Here is a 21175-nt window from a genome sequence, read left to right on the forward strand (position 1 = left end):
AATTGTTCCATTTGTTTAATATCTGGGCTTTGGTCGGTCATCCACGGGCCTATACGTTACACTGTTGCATTATTTCCCTGCGTGTACGCTCTTCGCCATGAAATCTCTCCCGCTCCTCGTTGCGTTGCTTGTCCTGGCCGGTTGTGCGAGCGGTCCCCGGCTCGACACCAGCCATCCGTCCGTCAATCATGACAGCCGCATCCAGTTTGTCGTGGTGCACTACACTTCGGCGTCCCTTGAGCGCTCCCTGTCGCTGCTGACCCACGGCGAAGTGAGCGCCCATTACCTCATCGGCGACGATAAGGACGCGACCATCTACAAGCTGGTCGATGAAAGTCGGCGCGCATGGCATGCCGGTGAAAGCGAATGGCAAGGCCGGACATGGCTCAATTCCAGCTCCATCGGGATTGAAATCGTCAATCCAGGCTACATCGATACGCCGACCGGGCGTCTCTGGTTCCCCTACAGCGAGGCTCAGGTGCAATCCTTGATTGTCTTGCTCAAGGACATCACCCGACGTAACGCGATCAACCCCGTCAATATCATCGGGCACAGCGATATTGCGCCCATGCGCAAGCTGGATCCGGGGCCGTTGTTTCCGTGGAAGCGCCTGGCACAGGCCGGCCTGGGTGTCTGGCCAGACGAACAGGCTGTGGCACGGCAGCAAGCCGCTTACGCCGAGCAGCTACCGAGCGCCAGTTGGTTCCAGGCCGAGCTGGCCCGCCTTGGCTACCCCACTCCGCGCACTGGCGAATGGGACGTCGCCACTCATCAGGTCCTGGCGGCCTTCCAGATGCGCTATCGGCCGGCCCGGTTCGACGGCGTGCCGGACGCGCAAAGCGCGGCGATTTTGCAGGTGCTCAACCAGACAAAATAATGACGCCCGTCCGACTGGCCGGGCTAAATTCAAAACAGAAGCTATAACTCATTGGTAACTTTCGGATTACCAATGATGACGGCTGCCCGCGAGACTCTGCAAAGCTGGCTCCATCGCCCTACTTTACTGGCGATGATAGCGGCTGCCCTGAGTACGGTAATGTTGCTGGCGGGAAGTCTGTTTGTGGTAGTGCAGCAGATCCAGCAGCGTGAAAGCGAACAGATGAATGCCCAGGGCGAACGCTTTCTACAGCGCTTGGAACAGCTTTTCGGGCAACTGCGCGAAAGCCTCGATGACTTGCAGGCTCAACCTTTACGCGGCTGCAACGATGACATGATCGCCACCCTGCAACAGGTGAGCTTCAACTATCGTTTTGTATACGAGGCGGCTTATATCGACAGCAGCGGCGTATGCTCCAACCGCCCGCGCCAGAGCGGTTTGTCGTGGATTCGCCCACCCGACTTGCGGGGGCCGTCCTACAGTTACTGGCTCAACACCACCACGGAGCCCGACGAAGATCGCGCTGCGTTGATGTTGGGGCGCGGCAATTTCCGGGTCGCGACGTCTCGCGGACACCTGACCGACGTTGTCGATTTGCCCCCCGGCAGCAGTCTGCTGGTGGTTCTTGATCAAGGTGAGCGAGCCATTCCGGTATTGGGCACCCAGCAGCGTTGGCCGCCGACGGAACCTTGGCCACCCAAAAGTCAAAGCGCCTTGCAAGTCACTCAGACCCGGCTGATTTACCGAATGTCGACCGACAATCCGGAATATCAACTGGTGTTGATAGCGCCGCGCAGCAGCTTGCAGATTCCGACCAATGCCTGGTGGTTGCTGCCCATCAGCCTGATGTTGGGGCTGGGCATTGGCTTCCAGGTCCTCTTGCTGGCACGTCAGCGCCAATCCATGGACGCGGAACTGCACGGGGCCATCCGGCGCGGTGAAATGCAGGTGCTTTACCAACCGATTTTCGACCTGCACAGCCGCAACTGCGTAGGCGCCGAGGCCCTGCTGCGCTGGCGTCGGCCAGACGGAACCCTCACCAGCCCGGACCTGTTCATCCCGATGGCTGAAGACACCGGGCAGATCCGCCAGATAACCGATTTTGTCCTCCAGCGGCTATTCGATCAGTTGGGCCAGCTATTGCGGGCCAATCCCCACTTGTACATCTCGGTGAACCTGGCGGCATGTGACGTGATGGTGCCGCGAATTGGAGAAGTGATCGCCCGTTTGCTGGCGCTGCATCGCGTGTCGGCGCACCAGATTGCCTTTGAAGTGACCGAGCGCGGGCTGGTTGATGCGCTGGTTGCCCGGGACAACTTGCAATCGCTGCGTGATGTAGGGCATCAGGTGCTGATCGATGATTTCGGCACGGGTTATTGCAGCCTGGCTTACCTGCAAACACTGCCGGTCGATTGCCTGAAGATCGACAAGGCGTTCATCGACGCCCTGGGTCACGATGCCGCCAGCAGTGGCGTAGCCCCGCACATCATTCGCATGGCTCATGCATTGCAGCTCAAGGTGATTGCCGAGGGCATCGAGCATGAGGCCCAGGCGTCGTATTTGAGCAGCGAAGGCGTGAAGTTTGGTCAGGGTTGGTTGTTCGCCCACGCGCTCAGCGCGGTGCAACTGATCGAATTGATTACCCGCGGGCGGCGTCGGCTTGGACGACGCCTGGACGACGAAGCCTGACGCCTGCTCAGACTGTCAGGGCCATATAAAACTGGGTGCCCTGCCCTGGCCGGGAATAGACGCCCATGCGTCCACCGTGGAGCTGCACGATCTCCTTGCACAGCGCCAGGCCGAGGCCGGCACCGCCCTTCTTGCGTCCGACCTGGACGAAAGGTTCGAAGATCCGTCCTTGCTGGCCGTAGGCAATCCCCTCGCCGTTATCTTCAACGCTGATGATCACCCGCTCGCCATGGCGTCGGGCCTGCAAACGAATCTGGCCGTTGTCGTTGGTGTGGCGCATGGCGTTATCGATCAGGTTGTCCAGGACCCGGTCCAACTGCGCGGCGTCAGCGTGCAGGCGCGGCAAAGGACCCTGGATTTCCACAAGCAACTCGATGCCCTTGGCCTCGGCCTGTGCGGCAAACCGCATCCTCGCCGCTTCCAACAGTTCCTCGATGGAGCAAGGCGCCAGGGTGAGCTTTTGCAAGCCGTTCTGGTAGCGGGAAAAATTAAGCAGGTCATTGATCAGCTGCATCAGCCGCTGCATTTCTTCATTGACCGTATTGAGCAGGTCCGCCTCGCGGGAGTCCTCGGCGAAATGCATGCGCTCCTGCAGCAACCCGAATGCCATGTGCATGCCAGTCACCGGAGTGCGCAGCTCATGGGACGCCCGCAGGACGAACTCGCTGCGCACGCGTTCGAAGGCCCGTTGCTCGGTGACGTCATGCAAGACCATCACTGCCCCGAGGATTTGGCCTTGGGTGTGGATAACCGGTGTCAGGCTGTAGGTCAGCACTCGCGACTCGCCATCCACCTCAATGCTCAAGTCATCGGGCGCGCGTTCCTGTGTGCCTCCGCGCAACACCAGTTGCAGCTCTTCATCCAATTCCACACGTCCAAGCGCCTCGCCCAGGCCTTGGCCCAGACGCTCCTCGTCCCAGCCCAGCTGCCGTTGGGCCACCGGGTTCAAATGCTCCAGCCGGCCTTGGCGATCAATCATCAGCAAGCCGTCGTCAATGCTGTCGAGCACCGCTTGCAGGCGCTGCTGCCCGGCGAGCAATTCATCGACATTGGTCGCCTGATGTTCGCGCAGCGCCTGGGCCATGATGCCGAAGCGGCGTGTCAGCAGATTCAGTTCCGCCGCCGACGAAATCGGCAGAGTCACCTCGAAATTGCCTTGGCCGATGTCATCGGCCGCAGCGGCCAAGGCTTCGATCGGTGCGCCGAAACGTCGGGCGATGCCATGGGCGGTCACGAAGCCAATGATCAGGACTGCCAACCCCACCAGCCCCAGCAGGGCGGAAATCAGTAACGCGCGTTCGCGGGCGCGGTCCTGGGTTTCGCCGATTTTATTAAGGGCATGTCGGTACCCTTCGATCAGGCCTCCACGCAATACGTTGAATTTTTCAGTGAGGTCCTGGATGCCGGTCAGCTGTGTCGGTTGCTGGCGAGAGGCATCGAAGGCCTCGAGGAAACTGACGTAGTCGGCCTTGGCGCGGGTGAAGCTGGTTGCGGGGTCATCCAGCTCCCGCTCATGGGCGATACCTTCGTCCAACAACTCGAAATATTCGCGTTTGGACTCTTCCAGCGCCGCCAGGTCGGGCTTTTCCTCAAGCATGATCATCAGTTGATCGCCCAGCGTCTGGCGCAACTTGAGGCCCAGGTCCAGCAAGACGAAGTTGTCGCGTACCGATTGTTCCTGGGTGTTGGCCATTTGCAACACACTGACCAGGCCAAGCAACAATCCCAGCAATGCCACGGTGATCAGCGCCGAAATGCTGAGAAACAGCCGGGTACGGAGCTTCATCGCCAGTTTCATAAGGTGCCGCTCACAGGTTGTATTGCTTGCGTTTGCGGTACAGCGTAGAGGCGTCGATACCCAGGGTCTTGGCGGCCTGGTCGAGTGTGTCGGCGGTAGCCAATACTGCGCCAATGTGGGCCTTTTCCAGTTCGTCCAGGCTCAGCGCGGCGCCAATGCGCGGCGCATTGTTGGTTGGTTGCTCGGCCATGCCCAAATGACTGATTTCGACTTTTTCCTGCGGGCAGATGATGCTGGCGCGCTCGACCACGTTGCGCAGCTCGCGAATATTGCCTGGCCAGCGATAGCCTAGCAGGGCCTCGCGAGCCTCATCGCTGAACCCTCTCGCTGGGCGCGCGTACTCCTTGACGAAGCGCGCCAGGAAGCGGTCGGCGAGGGTCAGGATGTCCTCGGTCCGCTCGCGTAGTGGCGGCAGGTGCAAGGTAATGACATTCAGGCGATACAGCAGATCTTCCCTGAAGCGCCCGTCGCGCACCATGTCCTCTAGATTGAGGTTGGTGGCCGCGAGAATACGCACATCGGCGCGACGGGTGACGGGATCACCGACCCGCTCGTACTCTTTGTCCTGGATGAAACGCAACAACTTTGGCTGTAAAGCCAAGGGAAAGTCGCCGATTTCGTCAAGAAACAGCGTGCCGCCATCGGCTTGGTTGACCCGACCCAACGTGCTTTCGCTGGCTCCGGTGAACGCACCGCGGCTGTGACCGAACAATTCGCTTTCCATCAGTTCGGTGGTCAGCGACGGACAGTTGATGGTGACGCAGGATTTTTTCGCGCGTTTGCTCCAGCCATGGATGGCCCGTGCGAGTTCGCCCTTACCGGTGCCGGACTCGCCGAGAATCAGAATGTTCGCGTCGGTGTTTGCAACCTGGCGGGCAGTCTCAAGGACCACTTTCATCGCCGGACTGTGAGAGTCGAGGCCGTCCTTTGGCTTGCGCACCTCGCCTTCCAATGCTTCGAGCCTGGCGGACAGCTGGCGTACTTCCAGTTGCTTGGCGGTCGCCAGGCGCAATTGGTCCGGGCTGCAAGGCTTGACCAGATAATCGGCGGCCCCGGCCTGGATCGCATCGACGGCGGTGTCCACAGCCGAGTGGGCGGTGACGATGACGACGCGCATCCAGGGCGCCTGGATACGCATCTGTCCCAGTACATCGAGGCCGTTGTCCTCACCGAGGCGTAAATCAAGGAAGCACAGGTCAAACACCTGGCGTTGCAGCAGGGCTTCGGCCTGGGCGGCACTGTTGGCGGTAGCGACGCTGTAGCCTTCGTCTTCCAGGCAATAACGGAAGGTACGCAGGATGGCGGACTCATCGTCCACCAGCAGAATGCGGCCTTGATGCTCAGTGGCGGATTCCATTTTTCCTACGCTCCTTAATTGAATGATGATGGTTAGTGTCAGAAAAATCGGGCAAGTTGCATGGTCGATTCTGATCGAATAATACCCATCGAAAGCTTCGTTGTGGACGCCCTCCACCTAAAAGCCTGATTTTCATCCGGTTTTTAGTTCCCCTTCGCTTCCCACGGTTCGGCTCGCTCATTCCGACATCCGTTTCCGACCGTCAATTCAAAAAGAATCTTACACCGAGTTTCTGAAGGGTCGTGCAGAACGCACGACGTGCGTCTGGCCCATCGTGCAGGATGCGCCCTCAGCTCTTTTGACGGTATCCATAACATGTTGATTTCTAAGGTGTTTATAGAGAGCAAATTTCTGGCATGCCGACTGCAATGATCTGATCAAAGCGGCGTCTTAGAGCGCCTCAACCAGATCACCGCTAGGGTGCGGAGGAATTTCAGGATGAATCGTCAACGTGCCGCCCAGTTTCGCATTACCCCCCTGCATATCCAGCAGGGTCTGTGGGCCGTCCTCGCATTGCTGGTCACTCTCGTGGCAGGCCAGCAGTTGCTGCTCTGGCATGAAAGCCAGCAGCCGGAAGCGCCCCTGGTCTCGACGTACCGTGCTCCCCAAACCCATTTCATTGCCGCCGGCACCCTCGCTGAAGCCTCGGCTTCGATGCGAATGATGGACGTGGACGAGGCGCAGCCGTTGACTGAGATGCCTCGTGAACAGCGCTGGGTTTTCTAATCCGCTAAACCGGCTGTCCGTTACGCCGGAACCATCATCGCCAGACCCTAACTAAATAGAAAAGCGTAAGGAGAATCATCATGTTGAGCTGGGCAATTACTTTCCTGATCATTGCCATCATTGCCGCAGTACTGGGCTTCGGTGGTATCGCGGGCACCGCCACGGGCATCGCCAAAATTCTCTTTGTCGTGTTCCTGGTCATGTTCATCGCCTCCTTCTTTTTTGGTCGTCGCGGCCGAGGCTGATCATGAGCCTGTCATTCAAAGGACTGGCCGCCGCCCTGCTACTGGGCGGCAGCGCCATGGCAATGGCTGCCAACGACGGACAGATGCGGGTCAATCAACTGCTTCAGGCAGACCCGCAGTACCGTGAGACCTGGCAGGGCGTGGTCAAGAAGGAAGAACGTTTGCCGGAGTGGGTCATGAACCTGACCGGTGCCTCCGAGCAAATGAATGCGGTCGAGGAGGATGGCGACCAATACCTGGTCGGGCCATTGTGCGAAACCCAGGATACCTGCAGGAGCAAGCGTCTGGTCGTAGCCGTCAGTTTCGACAAGGAGGATGCCTACGCCATGTTGGTCGAGGTTCCCGCGGGCCTCCCAGCCGACAAGTCGCCAACCCGTCATGCGGACTATCGCTTCCTCGGCAATCCCGATGAAGGTATGCAAGAACTGTTAATGGAACAGCTCAAGAAAGATCCAAACTGGTACTGATTTCTTGAAACGAGAAAAGCAGCCCTGCTTTTCTCCCTGCCAAGCCCGAAGAGGGCCTAAGCATGACCAGGGGGCTGGGACGTTCTGACCATCGGGGTCGGAGTGACCTACGGGCACAAGGGGTGCCTGCGAAAGGGCCGGGTCAGGTAAAAAGCTGCAACGCAAGTTCGCAAAGTCGCGCAGACTTGGCGAACTTGCGTAGAGCTTGAGTTCGCTAAACCTCTTGCTAGAGCGGTCGGCTATTTTCTGGCCTAACCCTCAAGACGCCGCGGCATATTGTCTCGCTCGATCGCCATGACCATCGGCGCGTGACCGTATATCGGAGAGCGCTCAGTCTGTTTGATCGGTTGAAGCCCCTCTTTCCGGGCAGCCTTTCATCGAATCCTCCTACCTGAAAAACCAAGCCCTACTACGCTGAAATGGCCGGTGGACGGCGTTTATGCCTGATTGAATGTCGTATCCGAACCACTTGGGACGAACGTTTCGATTTGTAAATCTCATGCCGATTCGGCATAGGGTAGGCGTTTACGGCATTAGACGATCCCCCCTTGCGTGGCAATAGTTGCGCCTTTTTTCGCCTGCCAGTAAGCGCGCCGTACGCGCTCCGGGTGACCTTATACGGGGGCAGAAGCATGGCTACTGACGTCATTGGCGGTCAGTCCGCGTCCTGCCCGAGTCCAACTGAAGTAAGGGTAATGATATGAAGAAGGCAAAATTAAGCCTCGCCTGGCAGATCCTCATCGGTCTGGTACTCGGGATTGCAATCGGCGCGCTGCTCAACCATTTCAGTGCCGAGAAGGCCTGGTGGATCAGCAACGTGCTGCAACCGGCAGGCGATATCTTTATCCGTCTGATCAAGATGATTGTGATCCCCATCGTCATCTCCTCGCTGATTGTCGGCATTGCCGGGGTGGGAGACGCGAAGAAACTAGGGCGGATCGGCTTCAAGACCATCGTTTATTTCGAAGTCGTCACCACGATCGCTATCGTCGTCGGCTTGCTCCTGGCGAATTTCTTCCAGCCGGGCAATGGCATTGATATGAGCACCCTGGGAACTGTGGATATTTCCAAGTACCAGGCCACCGCCGCCGAAGTCCAACATGAACATGCGTTCGTCGAGACCATTCTCAACCTGATTCCTTCCAACATTTTCGCGGCCGTCGCGCGTGGCGAAATGCTGCCGATCATTTTCTTCTCGGTTCTGTTCGGCCTCGGGTTGTCCAGCCTGCAATCGGATCTGCGCGACCCGCTGGTAAAAATGTTCCAGGGCGTATCGGAAAGCATGTTCAAGGTCACTCACATGATCATGCAATACGCCCCTATCGGCGTGTTCGCCCTGATCGCAGTGACCGTCGCCAACTTCGGTTTCGCTTCCCTGCTGCCGCTGGCGAAGCTGGTGATCCTGGTTTATGTCGCCATCGCGTTCTTCGCCTTCGTGGTGCTGGGTCTGATCGCTCGCCTGTTCGGCTTCTCGGTGATCAAGCTCATGCGTATCTTCAAGGATGAGCTGGTGCTGGCCTACTCCACCGCCAGTTCCGAAACGGTGCTGCCGCGCATCATCGAGAAGATGGAAGCGTACGGTGCGCCAAAGGCCATTTGCAGTTTCGTGGTGCCTACCGGTTATTCCTTCAACCTTGACGGTTCCACGCTGTATCAAAGTATCGCGGCGATTTTCATCGCCCAGTTGTATGGCATTGACTTGTCCCTCAGCCAGCAATTGCTGCTGGTATTGACCCTGATGGTGACCTCCAAGGGCATCGCTGGCGTGCCGGGCGTATCGTTCGTGGTGCTGCTGGCGACCTTGGGCAGTGTTGGCATTCCGTTGGAAGGCCTGGCGTTCATCGCGGGTGTCGACCGCGTCATGGACATGGCACGCACGGCGCTGAACGTTATCGGCAACGCCTTGGCCGTGCTGGTCATTTCCCGTTGGGAAGGCATGTATGACGATGCCAAGGGCCAGCGCTACTGGAACTCCCTGCCGCACTGGCGCAGCAAAGAGTCGCTGCCGGCCGGTGAAACGTCCAACCGTTGATTCATTTCCTGGATCATCACAAGCATTGTTAACGTACCAGGCGAACCCCGGAGAAATCCGGGGTTTGTCGTTTCGGCCAGCCCCGCTATCATTCGCCGCATCTTCCGGGGGACTTTACCGATGCTCAATGGCCTGTGGCTTGGCTTCTTTATCGTGGCGGCCGTGTCGGCAATGGCGCAGTGGCTGATCGGCGGCAACGCTGGGATTTTCGCGGCCATGGTGGAAAGCATCTTCGCCATGGCCAAGCTCTCGGTCGAGGTCATGGTCTTGCTGTTCGGCACATTGACGCTGTGGCTGGGCTTCCTGCGCATCGCGGAAAAAGCCGGCATCGTCGATTGGCTGGCCAAGGCCCTCGGCCCGCTGTTCTTGCGCTTGATGCCGGAAGTCCCCGCTGGCCATCCGGCGATCGGCCTGATCACCCTTAATTTCGCTGCCAACGGCTTGGGACTGGACAACGCCGCCACTCCCATAGGCCTCAAGGCCATGCGCGCCTTGCAAGACCTCAATCCCAGCCCGACCATCGCCAGCAACGCGCAGATCCTGTTCCTGGTCCTCAACGCTTCGTCGCTGACACTGCTGCCGGTGACGATCTTCATGTACCGCGCCCAGCAAGGCGCGCCGGACCCGACCTTGGTGTTCCTGCCGATCCTGCTCGCCACCAGCGCGTCGACGCTGATGGGGCTGCTTTCGGTGGCGTTCATGCAGCGCCTGCGCCTGTGGGATCCGGTGGTGCTGGCTTATCTGATCCCGGGTGCGCTGGTGCTGGGCGGCTTCATGGCGTTGCTGGCGACGCTCTCGGCCACGGCGTTGGCGGGGCTGTCGTCGATTCTTGGCAACCTGACGCTGTTCGGCCTGATCATCCTGTTCCTGGTGGTTGGCGCGCTGCGCAAGGTCAAGGTGTATGAGGCGTTTGTCGAAGGCGCGAAGGAAGGGTTCGACGTTGCGAAAAACCTCCTGCCGTACCTGGTGGCGATGCTCTGTGCCGTCGGTGTGCTGCGTGCCTCGGGCGCGCTGGACTTCGGCTTGGACGGCATCCGGCACCTGGTGGAGTGGGCTGGCTGGGACACGCGCTTCGTCGATGCGCTGCCGACCGCCATGGTCAAGCCGTTTTCCGGCAGTGCCGCCCGGGCGATGCTGATCGAAACCATGAAGACGTCCGGGGTGGACAGCTTCCCGGCCCTGGTGGCGGCGACCATTCAGGGCAGCACTGAAACCACGTTTTATGTCCTGGCGGTCTATTTCGGCGCCGTGGGTATCCAGCGGGCGCGCCACGCGGTGGGCTGCGCGCTGTTGGCCGAGCTCGCCGGGGTGTTGGCGGCGATCGGGGTTTGCTACTGGTTCTTCGGTTGAAGGCGGGGGGTCAAGGTTTCACTCCGTCACCTTGAACCGCAACACACCGATCATCTGGCCGTTTTCGGTCAGCACCCGCACTTGCCACTTGCCCGTCGGGTCGCCGGGGAAGTTCTGCTTGTGGGTCCAGGCGCGATAGCCTTCCTTGCGCCCGCCATGAATATCCAAGGCGATACGGTCGACCTCTTTGCCGTTGAATTGCCAGACGTGGTAAATCCGCTCATCAAGGCCCCGCGGTGCGTTGATGGCGGTGTAGGCGTACAGGCCATTGCTGCGAATCTGGGCGGCGCTGACTTCCTTCAGGCTGGCGCCCGGCGTGCGGTCTTCCAGCTGAGTGCTGATCGCGACTTCGGTCATCCACAGCGTGGCGGGTGGCACCCAGGAGCGCAGGACCCAGCCGGCGGCGCCAATCCCCAAGGTGATGCACAGAATCGCCAGGGCGTTGCGCACGGTGCGGATCGGGAAGATCGAAGCCAGGCTCGGAAACGACAACAGCATGGCGATGCCCAGTGCCAGCTTGAAGCTCTGGTCAGTGGTCAGGTGCAGGATCACCGGCAACGCCGTGAGCAGGGCGGCGAACAGCGTCAGCGTATGCAGCGCCAGGAAGGCCCAGCGCCGAGGCGCGAGCCATTTGTAGTAAAGGGGATCGATGATCGAGACGAGCGCCGACGCGGCGAGCAGCCCGGTAAACAGCAGTTGGCTACTGTTCCAAGTGGTGGTGATGAAGAAAAACGGCAGGACGAAAAACAGGCTTTCCTGGTGAATCATCTGCGTGGCGTAACGCAACAGCGGCTGAGGGATTTCCCGTTTGAAAATCTTGGTGAACAGTCGGGTCAGGCTGTTTTCCAGCATCAGCCAGAGCCAACTCACCAGCATCATAATGGCGATCCACGTCGCCAGGCCTTGCTGACGGTCCACCAGCATGAAACTGCCGACCCCGGAAATGAAACCGCCGAGCGCGATGACCCCTGGGTAGCGCTTCATCAATTCGAGGATGCGCTGGATTAAATGAGTCAGGTTCGGCATTCGGCAGTTTCACAGTAAGTCGTAGAAATATCGCTGACAGAGTACCACTGCCCATTCATTCCAGGTTCCGTCGCGCCCTGCGACGCACTCGCCAGGCCAGCAGCAACAGCACCAACGCCAACAATGCGCCCAATCCCCAGACAAGCTGGTCATCGCTGACCAATGGCTTCTCGATCCGCAAGTAACCTGGGTCCTTGAGGAGCTCGCGCAGGGCCTGGTTGGCTTGTTCCAGGCTGACCTCCTGCAAGCGGGCCGCTGGATTGGCGAAGCGGCCGTCTTCGTAGTCGCCCAGGGCGCTCCAGTAATAGTCGGCCAGTGCGCTGTTGCCTTGAACGGCCCAGGATTGATGGGCAATGGCCGCGCGTTTGATCCGCACGAAGCTCTCGGGGTCCAGGCCGTCCTTGAGCAAGGTGGTACGCAGCGCCTCCAGCGCCTGCTCCGCCTGGGGCAGGTCCGCGCGGCTCAGGTCGGCGTTCAGGCCCATGAAGCCGACGCCACCCAAGACTTCCCGTTCCGCCCAAGGGCCATAGGACAGGTTGTTGGCCAGGCGCAGTTGACGATAGAGCGCCCAGTCCAGGTAATCCTTGAGCAAGTCGAAGGTTTCGTCGTGTTGCTGCTCCAGCACCGGCTCTGGAAACAACCAGTGAAGCTTGGCGCCGTCGCCGACCAGGCCGCGGATCAGGTTGCGTTTGGTGACCGCGCTGTAGCGGATTTGCGGCAGCGGTGCGTGGACGCTGGGCTCGACCGGTTCGAGTTCGCCGTACGTGCGCTCCAGGTAGGCCGGGAGTAGACGGTCGAGGTCGCCGACGACAATCAGCGTCATGTTGTTGGGGGCATACCAGGCCTTGCGCACCTGCTCGATTTTCGCAAGGGTGAGGTGCTCGACTTCGGCCCGTTCCGCGCAGCGCAAGCCCAGCTCCACGGCCAACTGATTACTGGCCTTGTGGCCGATGTCCTGGCGGTCAAGCCAGCGTTGGAGATGGGTGTAATGCCCGCCGTCTTCGCGTTCAACCACTCGTTTGGCCGCTTGCAGGGCCTTGTCGTCAATGCGGGTGCGGGTCAGCAACGCCAGCAACAAATCCAGGACCTTGCGTTGGTTCCTCGCCGGCGCCTCGATAACGAACGTGGTATCGGCATTGCTGGTAAAGGCATTCCATTCGCCGCCCAACGCCTGCATGCGTTCTTCCAGGCCGCCTTCGCCGCTATCGTCGACACCGCTGAACAGCAAGTGCTCAAGCAGATGCGGCAGCTCCTTGTCGGCGCACTTGAAATCATCAAGGCCCACGCCCACCACCAGCCGAATCGCCACGTGCCCACGGTCATTGCCGGGCTTGAGCAACAGCTGCATACCATTGGGCAACGTGTAGCCTTCGACCTGGAACCGGTCCAGGGCAACCACGGGTAGGGAACCGAACAAAAGCAGGGCGAGTAACAGACAACGCATGGCGGGCTTCCTGGCAGCTGAATGAAGATCCATGATTCCGGGCCAGCCCTATCGCGAACAGGTGCGTTCCCACTTTGGATTTACGCTGTGTTCATGAACGTGGGAGCTGTCTGGCTCGATTGGCTTGAGGTCCGGCCCTTTTTAATGACTGGCCCAGGCGCCAGTCGTTCAAGGCGAATGTGTGATGTCGGAAATTTCATCAATGGCCAGCGCGCCGATCTCCGAGGTTTCCAGCACCACATAGGCGCTGCCGCAGAACAGCGAATTCAAGCGCCTCATGTCGGCGATCAGCTCCAAGTGCAGGGAACTGGTCTCGATACTCTGCACGACCTTGCGGTGCAGGCGGCTGACATGGGCGTGGGCCATTCGCCGTTCCTGTGCGCGAAAACGCCGTTTCTCCCGCAGCAGTTGGCGAGCGCTTTCCCGGTCGGCGCTGAGGAACACCGACAACCCCAGGCGCAGGTTGGCGATCAGATGGCTGTGCAACCCCGCCAGTTCTTCCAGGCCCACCTCGGAGAAAGATCGACGTTGCGAGGTTTTCTGTTGCTGGACCTTGCGCAACATGCGCTCGATGAGATCACTGGCCAGCTTGAGATTGATCGCAAGCTCGATGATCTCCGCCCAGCGACGACTGTCCTGCTCGCTGAGGTCCTCACGCGGCATTTGCGCCATATAAAGCTTGATGGCGCTGCACAGCGCTTCGACATCGTCGCTCATGCCGCGCACTTGCTGGGTGATTGCCGTTTGCTCGCCACGCAGCACGCCGAGCATGGCTTCGAGCATGTTTTCGATCAGGTCGCCGATGCGCAAGGTTTCCCGGGCCGCGTTCGCCAGCGCCAGGCTCGGGGTGGCGAGGGCGGCGGGGTCCAAGTGCCGGGGCGCGGCCGTACCATTGATTTCCGGACGTTCCGGCAGCAGCCAGGCACACAACCTGCCCATGGGTCCGACGCTTGGCAGCAGGACCAGGCAACGCACGGAGTTGTAGAGCAAGTGGAAGCCAATGACGGTTTCCTGGGGGCTGAAATCCAGACTGTCCAGCCAGCCCACCAGTGGATCGAGCACCGGAATGATCAGCACCAGGCCGATCAGCTTGTACAGCAGGCTGCCCAGCGCCACTTGGCGTCCGGCGGCGTTCTGCATGCTGGTGCTGAGGAAGGCCAGGATGCCGCTGCCGATGTTGGCACCGATCACCAGGCCGATGGCCACTGGCAAACTGATCACGGCGGCGCCCGCCAGTGTCGCAGTCAGCAACACGGCCGCCAGGCTGGAATAGGAAATCATGGCGAACAGCGCGCCGACCAAAGCATCGAGCAGGATATCGCCGGTCAGCGAGGCGAAAATCACTTTCACGCCCTGGGCCTGGGTGATCGGCGCAGCGGCTTCGACGATCAATTGCAGGGCCAGGATGATCAAGCCGAGGCCGATGCCGACCCGGCCCATTTGCCCGACACGGGTCTGCTTGCGCGACAGAAAGAAAATCACCCCGAGGAAGATCAGCAGCGGTGACAACCACGACAGGTCCAGGGTGAGCACGCGGGCCATCAAGGCGGTGCCGACATCCGCACCGAGCATGGTCGCCAGGGCAGGGGTCAGCGTCATCAGCCCTTGGCCGACGAAGGACGTAACAAGCATCGCGGTGGCGTTGCTGCTCTGGACCATGGCCGTGACCATGATTCCTGCGATAAACGCCAGCCAGCGCTTGGACATGTTCTGGCCAATGACATGGCGCAGGTTCGAGCCGTAGACCCGCAAAATGCCGGTACGGACGATATGCGTGCCCCAGATCAGCAAGGCCACGGCGGAGAGAAGATTCAGCAGGGTCAGCATGAGGAGCCCCCTGTTAGCGTCCCAAAGGGACAAATTGACGGTGCCACATCGTTCTACTTGTACTTAAGCTGTAGTTGGCGAACGGTTCGGGCGCCAGCATTGCACAGCTAAAGAATCGTTTGAAACAAAACTGTCATAAAAAGGTTTCGGCAAGGACGTTGCGGATCTTGAATGTTACGCAACAGGTCACTTATCTGCGGGCATGAAAAAGGGGCTCCGAGAGCCCCTTTGTTCATCGCCCTACGATATTACTGACCGGGAAAATCCTTGCGCAGTTTCACCGGATCCTGTTGCTTGCGCTTGCGCGCCATGGCCGTACGCATCCGGATGTTGAACGCTTCCACGGCCAGGGAGAACGCCATCGCGAAGTAGACGTAGCCTTTTGGCACATGCACGTCGAGCGACTCGGCGATCAGTACGGTACCGACCACCAGCAAGAACGACAGCGCCAGCATCTTCAGCGATGGATGCTTGTCGATGAAGCTGCTGATGGTGCCCGAGGCCAGCATCATCACCAGCACAGCCACGATGATTGCCGCCACCATCACCGGGACATGGGAAACCATGCCGACCGCGGTGATCACCGAATCCAGCGAGAACACGATGTCGATGATGGCGATCTGGATGATGGTGTAGATGAAGTTGCCGCCCTTGCCCGAAGGCTCATCGTTGTTTTCGTCTTCACCTTCCAGTGCGTGGTACATCTCCTGGGAGCTTTTCCACAGCAGGAACAGGCCACCGAAGAACAGGATCAGGTCGCGACCGGAAATGCCCTGGCCGAACACTTCGAACAGATCGGCCGTCAGGCGCATGACCCAGGTAATGGACAGCAGCAACAGGATCCGCGTGATCATGGCCAAGGCCAGGCCGAAAATCCGGGTGCGCGCCTGCATGTGCTTGGGCATGCGGCTGACCAGGATCGAGATCATGATGATGTTATCGATGCCCAGGACGATTTCCAGGGCGGTCAGGGTAAAGAAGGCAACCCATATTTCCGGGTTGGTCAGCCATTCCATGTGAGTTCCTTTGAGCGAGTGTTAGGCCGCGCCGTGCCCCTTCGGTGGTCCGACAGGGGCGCCGCAGCGGGCGATGCTTTTATAGAGTGCTGAACAGCGGAAAAATCCCCATCAGCAAGGCGGCGAACATTATGCACAGGCAAACCAGCACTGCCCACTTCAAGGTGAAGCGTTGGTGATCGCCGAACTCGATCCCGGCCAGCGCCACCAGCAGGTAAGTCGATGGAACCAGCGGGCTCAGCAGGTGAACGGGCTGGCCGACGATGGAAGCACGGGCCATTTCGACGGCGGTGATGCCGTAATGGCTGGCGGCTTCGGCCAAAACCGGTAACACCCCGTAATAAAATGCATCGTTCGACATGAAGAAAGTGAACGGCATGCTCACCAGCGCGGTGATGACCGCCAGGTAAGGACCGAGGAACTCCGGAATAACCGCCAACAAGCTCTTGGACATGGCATCTACCATGCCAGTGCCGGACAGGATGCCGGTGAAAATCCCCGCCGCGAAAATCAGCCCGACCACCGCCAGGACGCTGCCGGCGTGCGCCGCGACGCGGTCTTTCTGCTGCTGCAGGCACGGGTAGTTGACGATCATCGCGATACTGAAGGCCACCATGAACAGCACGGGCAATGGCAGCAGGCCGGCAATCAGGGTGCACATGAGGGCCAGGGTCAGCGCGCCGTTGAACCAGATCAACTTCGGACGACGGGCATCCGGAAATTGCGAAACGCTGATTTCGCTGTGGTCCATTTCATCACCGGCCAGGTGCAATTCACCCAGGCGGGCACGCTCGCGTTTACCGTACATATAGGCAATCGCCAGGATCGCCACGACGCCGGCCAGCATCGCCGGGATCATCGGCACGAAGATATCGGACGGATCGACATGCAGCGCACTGGCCGCCCGTGCGGTCGGGCCGCCCCAGGGGGTCATGTTCATCACGCCGCCGGCGAGGATGATCAGGCCGGCCATGATGCGTGGGCTCATGCCGATGCGGCTGTAGAGCGGCAGCATCGCGGCCACGCAGATCATGTAAGTGGTCGCGCCGTCTCCATCGAGGGAAACGACGAGCGCCAGGACGGCGGTACCGACCGAAACTTTCAACGGGTCGCCCTTGACCAGCTTGAGGATCTTGCGCACGGCCGGGTCGAACAGGCCGGAGTCGATCATCAGGGCAAAATAGAGAATCGCAAACATCAGCATCACCCCGGTCGGGGCGAGCTTGGTGATGCCTTCGAGCATCATCGGACCTATCTTCGGCGCGAAGCCACCGAACAGGGCGAACAGGATCGGGATGATGATCAGGGCGATCAGCGCGGACAGGCGCTTGGTCATGATCAGGAACATGAACGTGATGACCATGGCGAAGCCAAGGAAAGTCAGCATGGGAAATACTCCAGGCGTGGCGCGGCTAAGAAATGCGAACCGGACAGGTCAGCGCGAAATGCAAAGCACGAGGGGGACGGATGGAGTGGGTGCAGCGGGACGGGAAGCAGCGGACATCAGAATCACCATTGTTGTTGTTAAAAGGGCCGCACGAGCTAACGAAGACTCGTTTTAGGCCACCGGTCTATTGCCGGTAGGTGAGGCGATCCTAATCGCGCAAGCTTTCAGCAGGCTTTCGCCACAAAAGCAGTCAGGTTTTTGCTTTGAAAGCTGAAAGATTCAACGGCCGCACCGCGCCCATCCAGATCGCATGATCGGTGTGGTCCGCCAGGTCATCGCCGGTGTCGGGGTGAAGGAAAATCACCAGCCCCTTGCGATTGAGGGCCAGCCACGGCAGGACCACGCCGATGTACTGCGGATCGAATGCCAACTGACAACTCCAGTCCGGATGCGGGCCGACCGGACGCTGATGGACGCGACCCATTTTCAGCGCAAACAGTTGCGCCGCTTCCTCGCACAATGCTCGCGCCTGGTCGATGGTGTTGGCGTCGAAATAAACGTGGGCGTGATAGCCCTTGATCCGTTGCATCTGTCACTCCTCGAAAGACCAGCCGAACCCTCGCGGTAAACCACGGGTCAGAGCCTTTACACGCTGTAAAAAAGGAAAGTCAGCCATGAAAAACGCCGAAACCCCGGTCATCAAAGTGGTGCTTTATGGTGCCATGAGCAGCCTCGGCAGTGCGTTGATGGCTGAAATGTTGCGACGTCAGCACGAAGTCATCGCCATTTTGGATGATCTTACCGCCCTGGCGCCGCGCCCGGGCCTGCGCGCCAAGACGGGGGATCTCTTCGACCCCGAACGAGTCAAGCAGAGCGTCGCCGGCGCCAACGCTGTGGTGTGCCTGTTGAACGCGCCGGGGCTGCCAATGAACAGCGAGCAAGTGGAGCGCACGCTCATCCCCGGTCCTGTGGAGCAGGTCCTGGCTGTGGATGCGCTAATTGCCGGCATGCAGGCGATGAAAATTCCCCGGCTGTTCCTGGTGGGCAATTTTGCCGTGCTGGAAGAAGAGCAGACAGACGATGACTTGCAGCACCACGCCGCCGAAGAAATCCTTGATGCCCTGAAAAACAGTGCCCTGCAATGGACGCTCGTCAATGCGCCTTATGCCGTGCAGGGGTTGAGCATCGAGCATTTCAGCCACGTCAGCACCAGCCTGGAGCCCGGCATGGCCGAATCGCTTGAGCGCCTGAGCCGTGTAGCGGTCGGCATTGCCGACGAACTGCGCCTCAATCTGCACATCGGTGAGCATGTCAACTTTGTCTCGGCTACTTGAGGTGCTCAAACAGCGATAGAAGGCAGCGGCAACCCCGTCAACGACTCCGCACTATTGGCCTGTTCTTCCATCAGCCAATCCACGAACAACTTGATCAGCACACCACGGCGCTTACGCTGGGGCAGGACCACGTAGTACCCCAGTCGGGAAAGCACCGTCTCGGCGATCGGTCGGCACAGCAACCCCTGCGCCAGCAAGTTATCCACAAGGTGTCGCCAGCCGATGGCGACGCCTTGGCCGCCGATTGCCGCCTGGATGAGCAGCGTGTAGTTGTCGAAGCGCAATTGCCCGGGAGCTGGCGGCGACGTTATGCCCAGCTCACGGAATACGCCACTCCACTCGAACCAACTGCTGCTGTTGCCGCCGCGCAAATGCAGCAAGGGGAATTCCGACAGGGCCTGGGCCGGCAAGGGCAGGGGGCGTTCCTTGAGCAGCAGCGGGCTGCATACGGGAAAGACTTCTTCGCTGAAAAGCCAGCGACTTTCGCCCTGTTTGAAACGACCGTCGCCAAACAGGACGGCAACGTCAATATCCGTGCGCAGCATGTTGTGGTTGCGCTCGCTGGTCACCAGGCTAACGTCCACTTGTGGATTGGCCGCATGAAACCGATGCAGGCGTGGCATCAACCAGTAAGCGGCGAACGCAAAGTCCGTCGCGACTTGCAGCACCTCGTGTTGGTGCTGGGCAGTGATCGCGTTTAGCCCGGCGTCGATGCTCTGCAAGCCGGCCTGGACCTGTTCGAACAGAATGGAACCGGCCTCGGTCAATTCGATGCCTCGGTAGATGCGATCGAACAACCGTGCGCCGAGTTGTTCCTCCAATCGTTTGATCTGCTGGCTGATGGCCGGTTGCGTGGTACCCAGCTCAATCGCGGCTGCCGTGAAGCTTTGCTGGCGAGCCGCTGATTCGAAGGCGCGGAACAGGTCCAGGGACAGGTCACCCAAGGCGTCATACATAAGCTGTGCTTATCCTAGTCATTATCTTGCATGGGCTTTACCCCAAAGAGCATGGGCTACATGCTCAATCGCAGCAATATCGCATAACCGCTCACTATGGAATGCCGCGAATACATGAAGCGCAAGAACATTCTTTTCATCATGGCCGATCAAATGGCCGCGCCAATGTTGCCGATCTACGGTCCGTCGCCGATCAAGCTGCCGAATCTGTCACGCCTGGCCGACCAGGGCGTCGTGTTCGACGCTGCGTATTGCAACAGTCCGCTCTGCGCGCCGTCGCGTTTTACACTGGTGAGCGGCCAATTGCCGAGCAAGATCGGCGCCTACGACAACGCGGCGGATTTCCCTGCGGACGTTCCCACTTATGCCCATTACCTGCGTCGCCTCGGCTATCGCACGGCGCTGTCCGGCAAGATGCATTTCTGCGGGCCGGACCAGTTGCACGGCTATGAGGAACGCCTGACCAGCGACATTTACCCGGCCGACTATGGCTGGGCCGTGAATTGGGACGAGCCGGATGTACGGCCGAGTTGGTATCACAACATGTCCTCGGTGTTGCAGGCCGGGCCATGCGTGCGTACCAACCAGCTGGATTTCGACGAAGAAGTAGTGTTCAAGGCCCAGCAATACTTGTTCGATCACATTCGCGAAGACGGCGACCAACCGTTTTGCCTGACCGTATCGATGACGCACCCACACGATCCGTACACGATTCCCAAGGCGTTCTGGGATCTGTATGACGACAAAGACATCCCGCTGCCGCAAACCCCCGACCAGGCTGAGCTTGACCCACACTCCCAGCGTCTGTTGAAAGTCTACGACCTGTGGGGCAAGCCGTTGCCTGTGGATAAGATTCGCGACGCCCGTCGCGCCTACTTTGGTGCCTGCAGCTACATCGACAGCAATGTGGGCAAGTTACTGCAAACCCTGGAAGAAACCGGTCTGCTGGATGACACCATCATCGTCTTCTCCGGCGATCACGGGGACATGCTTGGCGAAAAGGGCCTCTGGTACAAAATGCACTGGTTCGAAATGGCCGCGCGCGTACCGCTATTGATCAGCGCGCCGGGCCAGTTCGCCAGTAGCCGCGTCGGTGCCGCAGTGTCCACCGCCGACTTGCTGCCGACTTTGGTTGAACTGGCGGGCGGTACGCTGGAACCGGGATTGCCTCTGGACGGCCGCTCGCTGGTGCCGCACCTGCAAGGGCAGGGCGGACATGACGAAGTCTTTGGTGAGTACATGGCCGAAGGCACCATCAGCCCTTTGATGATGATCCGTCGCGGCCCGTGGAAATTTATCTACAGCGAGGATGACCCTTGCCTGCTGTTTGATGTGCGCAATGATCCGAAGGAACTGGAAGACCTCAGCCATTCGCCTGAGCATCAATCCCTGTTGGCTGATTTTCTCGCCCAAGCGCGGGCCAAATGGGATATTCCAGCCATTCACCAACAGGTGCTCGCCAGCCAGCGGCGCCGACGTTTTGTCGCCCAGGCGTTGACCCTGGGCAAACTCAAGAGCTGGGACCACCAGCCGCTGGTCGATGCCAGCCAGCAATACATGCGCAACCACATCGACCTGGACGACCTGGAGCGCAAGGCCCGTTATCCACAACCCTGCCAAATAAACCAATAATGTAAGGGGAAG

Annotated in this window: 18 protein-coding genes; 9 read left to right on the top strand and 9 right to left on the bottom strand. The window is 59.6% G+C overall.

What is annotated here, in order from left to right:
• Nucleotides 1–97 precede the first annotated feature (97 nt).
• Both HU806_RS21635 and HU806_RS21640 read left to right on the top strand, forming a co-directional pair.
• Complete coding sequence (locus tag HU806_RS21635) at nucleotides 98–877, top strand: N-acetylmuramoyl-L-alanine amidase (RefSeq protein ID WP_186614200.1); 780 nt, start codon at nucleotides 98–100, stop codon at nucleotides 875–877.
• A 75-nt stretch (nucleotides 878–952) separates the two neighbouring features.
• Complete coding sequence (locus HU806_RS21640) at nucleotides 953–2566, top strand: EAL domain-containing protein (protein ID WP_186614260.1); 1614 nt, start codon at nucleotides 953–955, stop codon at nucleotides 2564–2566.
• Nucleotides 2567–2573: 7 nt separating this feature from the next.
• On the opposite strand, the gene HU806_RS21645 is transcribed toward HU806_RS21640, so the two are convergent.
• Both HU806_RS21645 and algB read right to left on the bottom strand, forming a co-directional pair.
• Nucleotides 2574–4364, bottom strand: a complete 1791-nt coding sequence (locus HU806_RS21645) for an ATP-binding protein (protein ID WP_186614202.1) — start codon at nucleotides 4362–4364, stop codon at nucleotides 2574–2576.
• A gap of 10 nt (nucleotides 4365–4374) precedes the next feature.
• A complete protein-coding gene (gene algB / locus HU806_RS21650; RefSeq protein WP_186614204.1) occupies nucleotides 4375–5721 on the bottom strand; it encodes a sigma-54-dependent response regulator transcription factor AlgB in 1347 nt (448 codons plus the stop codon).
• Nucleotides 5722–6159: 438 nt separating this feature from the next.
• On the opposite strand from algB, the gene HU806_RS21655 reads away from it, so the two are divergent.
• The 5 genes from HU806_RS21655 (at nucleotide 6160) to HU806_RS21675 (ending at nucleotide 10541) form a co-directional block, all read left to right on the top strand.
• Complete coding sequence (locus HU806_RS21655; protein ID WP_186614206.1) at nucleotides 6160–6447, top strand: hypothetical protein; 288 nt, start codon at nucleotides 6160–6162, stop codon at nucleotides 6445–6447.
• A gap of 80 nt (nucleotides 6448–6527) precedes the next feature.
• Nucleotides 6528–6692: a DUF1328 domain-containing protein gene (locus HU806_RS21660; RefSeq protein WP_003177151.1), complete on the top strand. Its 165-nt coding sequence runs from the start codon at nucleotides 6528–6530 to the stop codon at nucleotides 6690–6692.
• 2 nt (nucleotides 6693–6694) lie between these two features.
• Nucleotides 6695–7159: an inhibitor of vertebrate lysozyme family protein gene (locus tag HU806_RS21665; RefSeq protein ID WP_186614208.1), complete on the top strand. Its 465-nt coding sequence runs from the start codon at nucleotides 6695–6697 to the stop codon at nucleotides 7157–7159.
• 700 nt (nucleotides 7160–7859) lie between these two features.
• Nucleotides 7860–9191: a glutamate/aspartate:proton symporter GltP gene (gltP, locus tag HU806_RS21670; RefSeq protein WP_186614210.1), complete on the top strand. Its 1332-nt coding sequence runs from the start codon at nucleotides 7860–7862 to the stop codon at nucleotides 9189–9191.
• 120 nt (nucleotides 9192–9311) lie between these two features.
• Nucleotides 9312–10541 (top strand): spore maturation protein, encoded by a 1230-nt coding sequence (locus HU806_RS21675; RefSeq protein WP_186614211.1) that lies wholly within the window; start codon nucleotides 9312–9314, stop codon nucleotides 10539–10541.
• Between the two features lie 18 nt (nucleotides 10542–10559).
• On the opposite strand, the gene HU806_RS21680 is transcribed toward HU806_RS21675, so the two are convergent.
• From HU806_RS21680 to HU806_RS21705, 6 genes are all read right to left on the bottom strand, one after another.
• The gene (locus tag HU806_RS21680; protein ID WP_186614213.1) at nucleotides 10560–11567 is read right to left on the bottom strand and encodes a DUF5924 family protein; all 1008 of its coding nucleotides are present in this window, start codon (nucleotides 11565–11567) and stop codon (nucleotides 10560–10562) included.
• A 55-nt stretch (nucleotides 11568–11622) separates the two neighbouring features.
• Nucleotides 11623–13011 carry a M16 family metallopeptidase gene (locus tag HU806_RS21685; RefSeq protein WP_186614216.1) on the bottom strand — a complete coding sequence of 463 codons (1389 nt, stop codon included), beginning with the start codon at nucleotides 13009–13011 and terminating at the stop codon, nucleotides 11623–11625.
• Nucleotides 13012–13179: 168 nt separating this feature from the next.
• Nucleotides 13180–14838, bottom strand: coding sequence for a Na/Pi cotransporter family protein (locus HU806_RS21690; protein ID WP_186614218.1), 1659 nt, complete (start codon nucleotides 14836–14838; stop codon nucleotides 13180–13182).
• Between the two features lie 248 nt (nucleotides 14839–15086).
• Nucleotides 15087–15854 (bottom strand): TerC family protein, encoded by a 768-nt coding sequence (locus tag HU806_RS21695; protein WP_186614219.1) that lies wholly within the window; start codon nucleotides 15852–15854, stop codon nucleotides 15087–15089.
• Between the two features lie 79 nt (nucleotides 15855–15933).
• Nucleotides 15934–17241, bottom strand: a complete 1308-nt coding sequence (locus HU806_RS21700; RefSeq protein ID WP_186614221.1) for a CitMHS family transporter — start codon at nucleotides 17239–17241, stop codon at nucleotides 15934–15936.
• A 250-nt stretch (nucleotides 17242–17491) separates the two neighbouring features.
• Complete coding sequence (locus HU806_RS21705) at nucleotides 17492–17830, bottom strand: DOPA 4,5-dioxygenase family protein (RefSeq protein WP_186614223.1); 339 nt, start codon at nucleotides 17828–17830, stop codon at nucleotides 17492–17494.
• 85 nt (nucleotides 17831–17915) lie between these two features.
• Here HU806_RS21705 and HU806_RS21710 point away from each other — a divergent pair, with 85 nt between their 5' ends.
• Nucleotides 17916–18575: an NAD(P)-dependent oxidoreductase gene (locus HU806_RS21710; protein WP_186614225.1), complete on the top strand. Its 660-nt coding sequence runs from the start codon at nucleotides 17916–17918 to the stop codon at nucleotides 18573–18575.
• 5 nt (nucleotides 18576–18580) lie between these two features.
• On the opposite strand, the gene HU806_RS21715 is transcribed toward HU806_RS21710, so the two are convergent.
• Entirely contained in the window at nucleotides 18581–19531 is a 951-nt protein-coding gene (locus HU806_RS21715) for a choline sulfate utilization transcriptional regulator (protein WP_186614227.1), read from the bottom strand.
• Nucleotides 19532–19645: 114 nt separating this feature from the next.
• Here HU806_RS21715 and betC point away from each other — a divergent pair, with 114 nt between their 5' ends.
• Nucleotides 19646–21163: a choline-sulfatase gene (gene betC / locus HU806_RS21720; protein ID WP_186614229.1), complete on the top strand. Its 1518-nt coding sequence runs from the start codon at nucleotides 19646–19648 to the stop codon at nucleotides 21161–21163.
• Nucleotides 21164–21175: the final 12 nt, after the last annotated feature.

The organism is Pseudomonas sp. SWRI154, assembly GCF_014268645.1.
GTDB classification, from domain to species: domain Bacteria; phylum Pseudomonadota; class Gammaproteobacteria; order Pseudomonadales; family Pseudomonadaceae; genus Aquipseudomonas; species Aquipseudomonas marvdashtae.

Bases quoted from the DNA above. Each gene is read 5' to 3' on its own strand.
- betC (WP_186614229.1), top strand. From the start codon at position 19,646: ATGAAGCGCAAGAACATTCTTTTCATCATGGCCGATCAAATGGCCGCG.
- HU806_RS21680 (WP_186614213.1), bottom strand. From the start codon at position 11,567: ATGCCGAACCTGACTCATTTAATCCAGCGCATCCTCGAATTGATGAAG.
- HU806_RS21675 (WP_186614211.1), top strand. From the start codon at position 9,312: ATGCTCAATGGCCTGTGGCTTGGCTTCTTTATCGTGGCGGCCGTGTCG.
- HU806_RS21660 (WP_003177151.1), top strand. From the start codon at position 6,528: ATGTTGAGCTGGGCAATTACTTTCCTGATCATTGCCATCATTGCCGCA.
- HU806_RS21640 (WP_186614260.1), top strand. From the start codon at position 953: ATGACGGCTGCCCGCGAGACTCTGCAAAGCTGGCTCCATCGCCCTACT.
- algB (WP_186614204.1), bottom strand. From the start codon at position 5,721: ATGGAATCCGCCACTGAGCATCAAGGCCGCATTCTGCTGGTGGACGAT.
- HU806_RS21700 (WP_186614221.1), bottom strand. From the start codon at position 17,241: ATGCTGACTTTCCTTGGCTTCGCCATGGTCATCACGTTCATGTTCCTG.
- HU806_RS21665 (WP_186614208.1), top strand. From the start codon at position 6,695: ATGAGCCTGTCATTCAAAGGACTGGCCGCCGCCCTGCTACTGGGCGGC.
- HU806_RS21715 (WP_186614227.1), bottom strand. From the start codon at position 19,531: ATGTATGACGCCTTGGGTGACCTGTCCCTGGACCTGTTCCGCGCCTTC.
- HU806_RS21710 (WP_186614225.1), top strand. From the start codon at position 17,916: ATGAAAAACGCCGAAACCCCGGTCATCAAAGTGGTGCTTTATGGTGCC.
- HU806_RS21655 (WP_186614206.1), top strand. From the start codon at position 6,160: ATGAATCGTCAACGTGCCGCCCAGTTTCGCATTACCCCCCTGCATATC.
- gltP (WP_186614210.1), top strand. From the start codon at position 7,860: ATGAAGAAGGCAAAATTAAGCCTCGCCTGGCAGATCCTCATCGGTCTG.
- HU806_RS21635 (WP_186614200.1), top strand. From the start codon at position 98: ATGAAATCTCTCCCGCTCCTCGTTGCGTTGCTTGTCCTGGCCGGTTGT.
- HU806_RS21705 (WP_186614223.1), bottom strand. From the start codon at position 17,830: ATGCAACGGATCAAGGGCTATCACGCCCACGTTTATTTCGACGCCAAC.
- HU806_RS21695 (WP_186614219.1), bottom strand. From the start codon at position 15,854: ATGGAATGGCTGACCAACCCGGAAATATGGGTTGCCTTCTTTACCCTG.
- HU806_RS21645 (WP_186614202.1), bottom strand. From the start codon at position 4,364: ATGAAACTGGCGATGAAGCTCCGTACCCGGCTGTTTCTCAGCATTTCG.
- HU806_RS21685 (WP_186614216.1), bottom strand. From the start codon at position 13,011: ATGCGTTGTCTGTTACTCGCCCTGCTTTTGTTCGGTTCCCTACCCGTG.
- HU806_RS21690 (WP_186614218.1), bottom strand. From the start codon at position 14,838: ATGCTGACCCTGCTGAATCTTCTCTCCGCCGTGGCCTTGCTGATCTGG.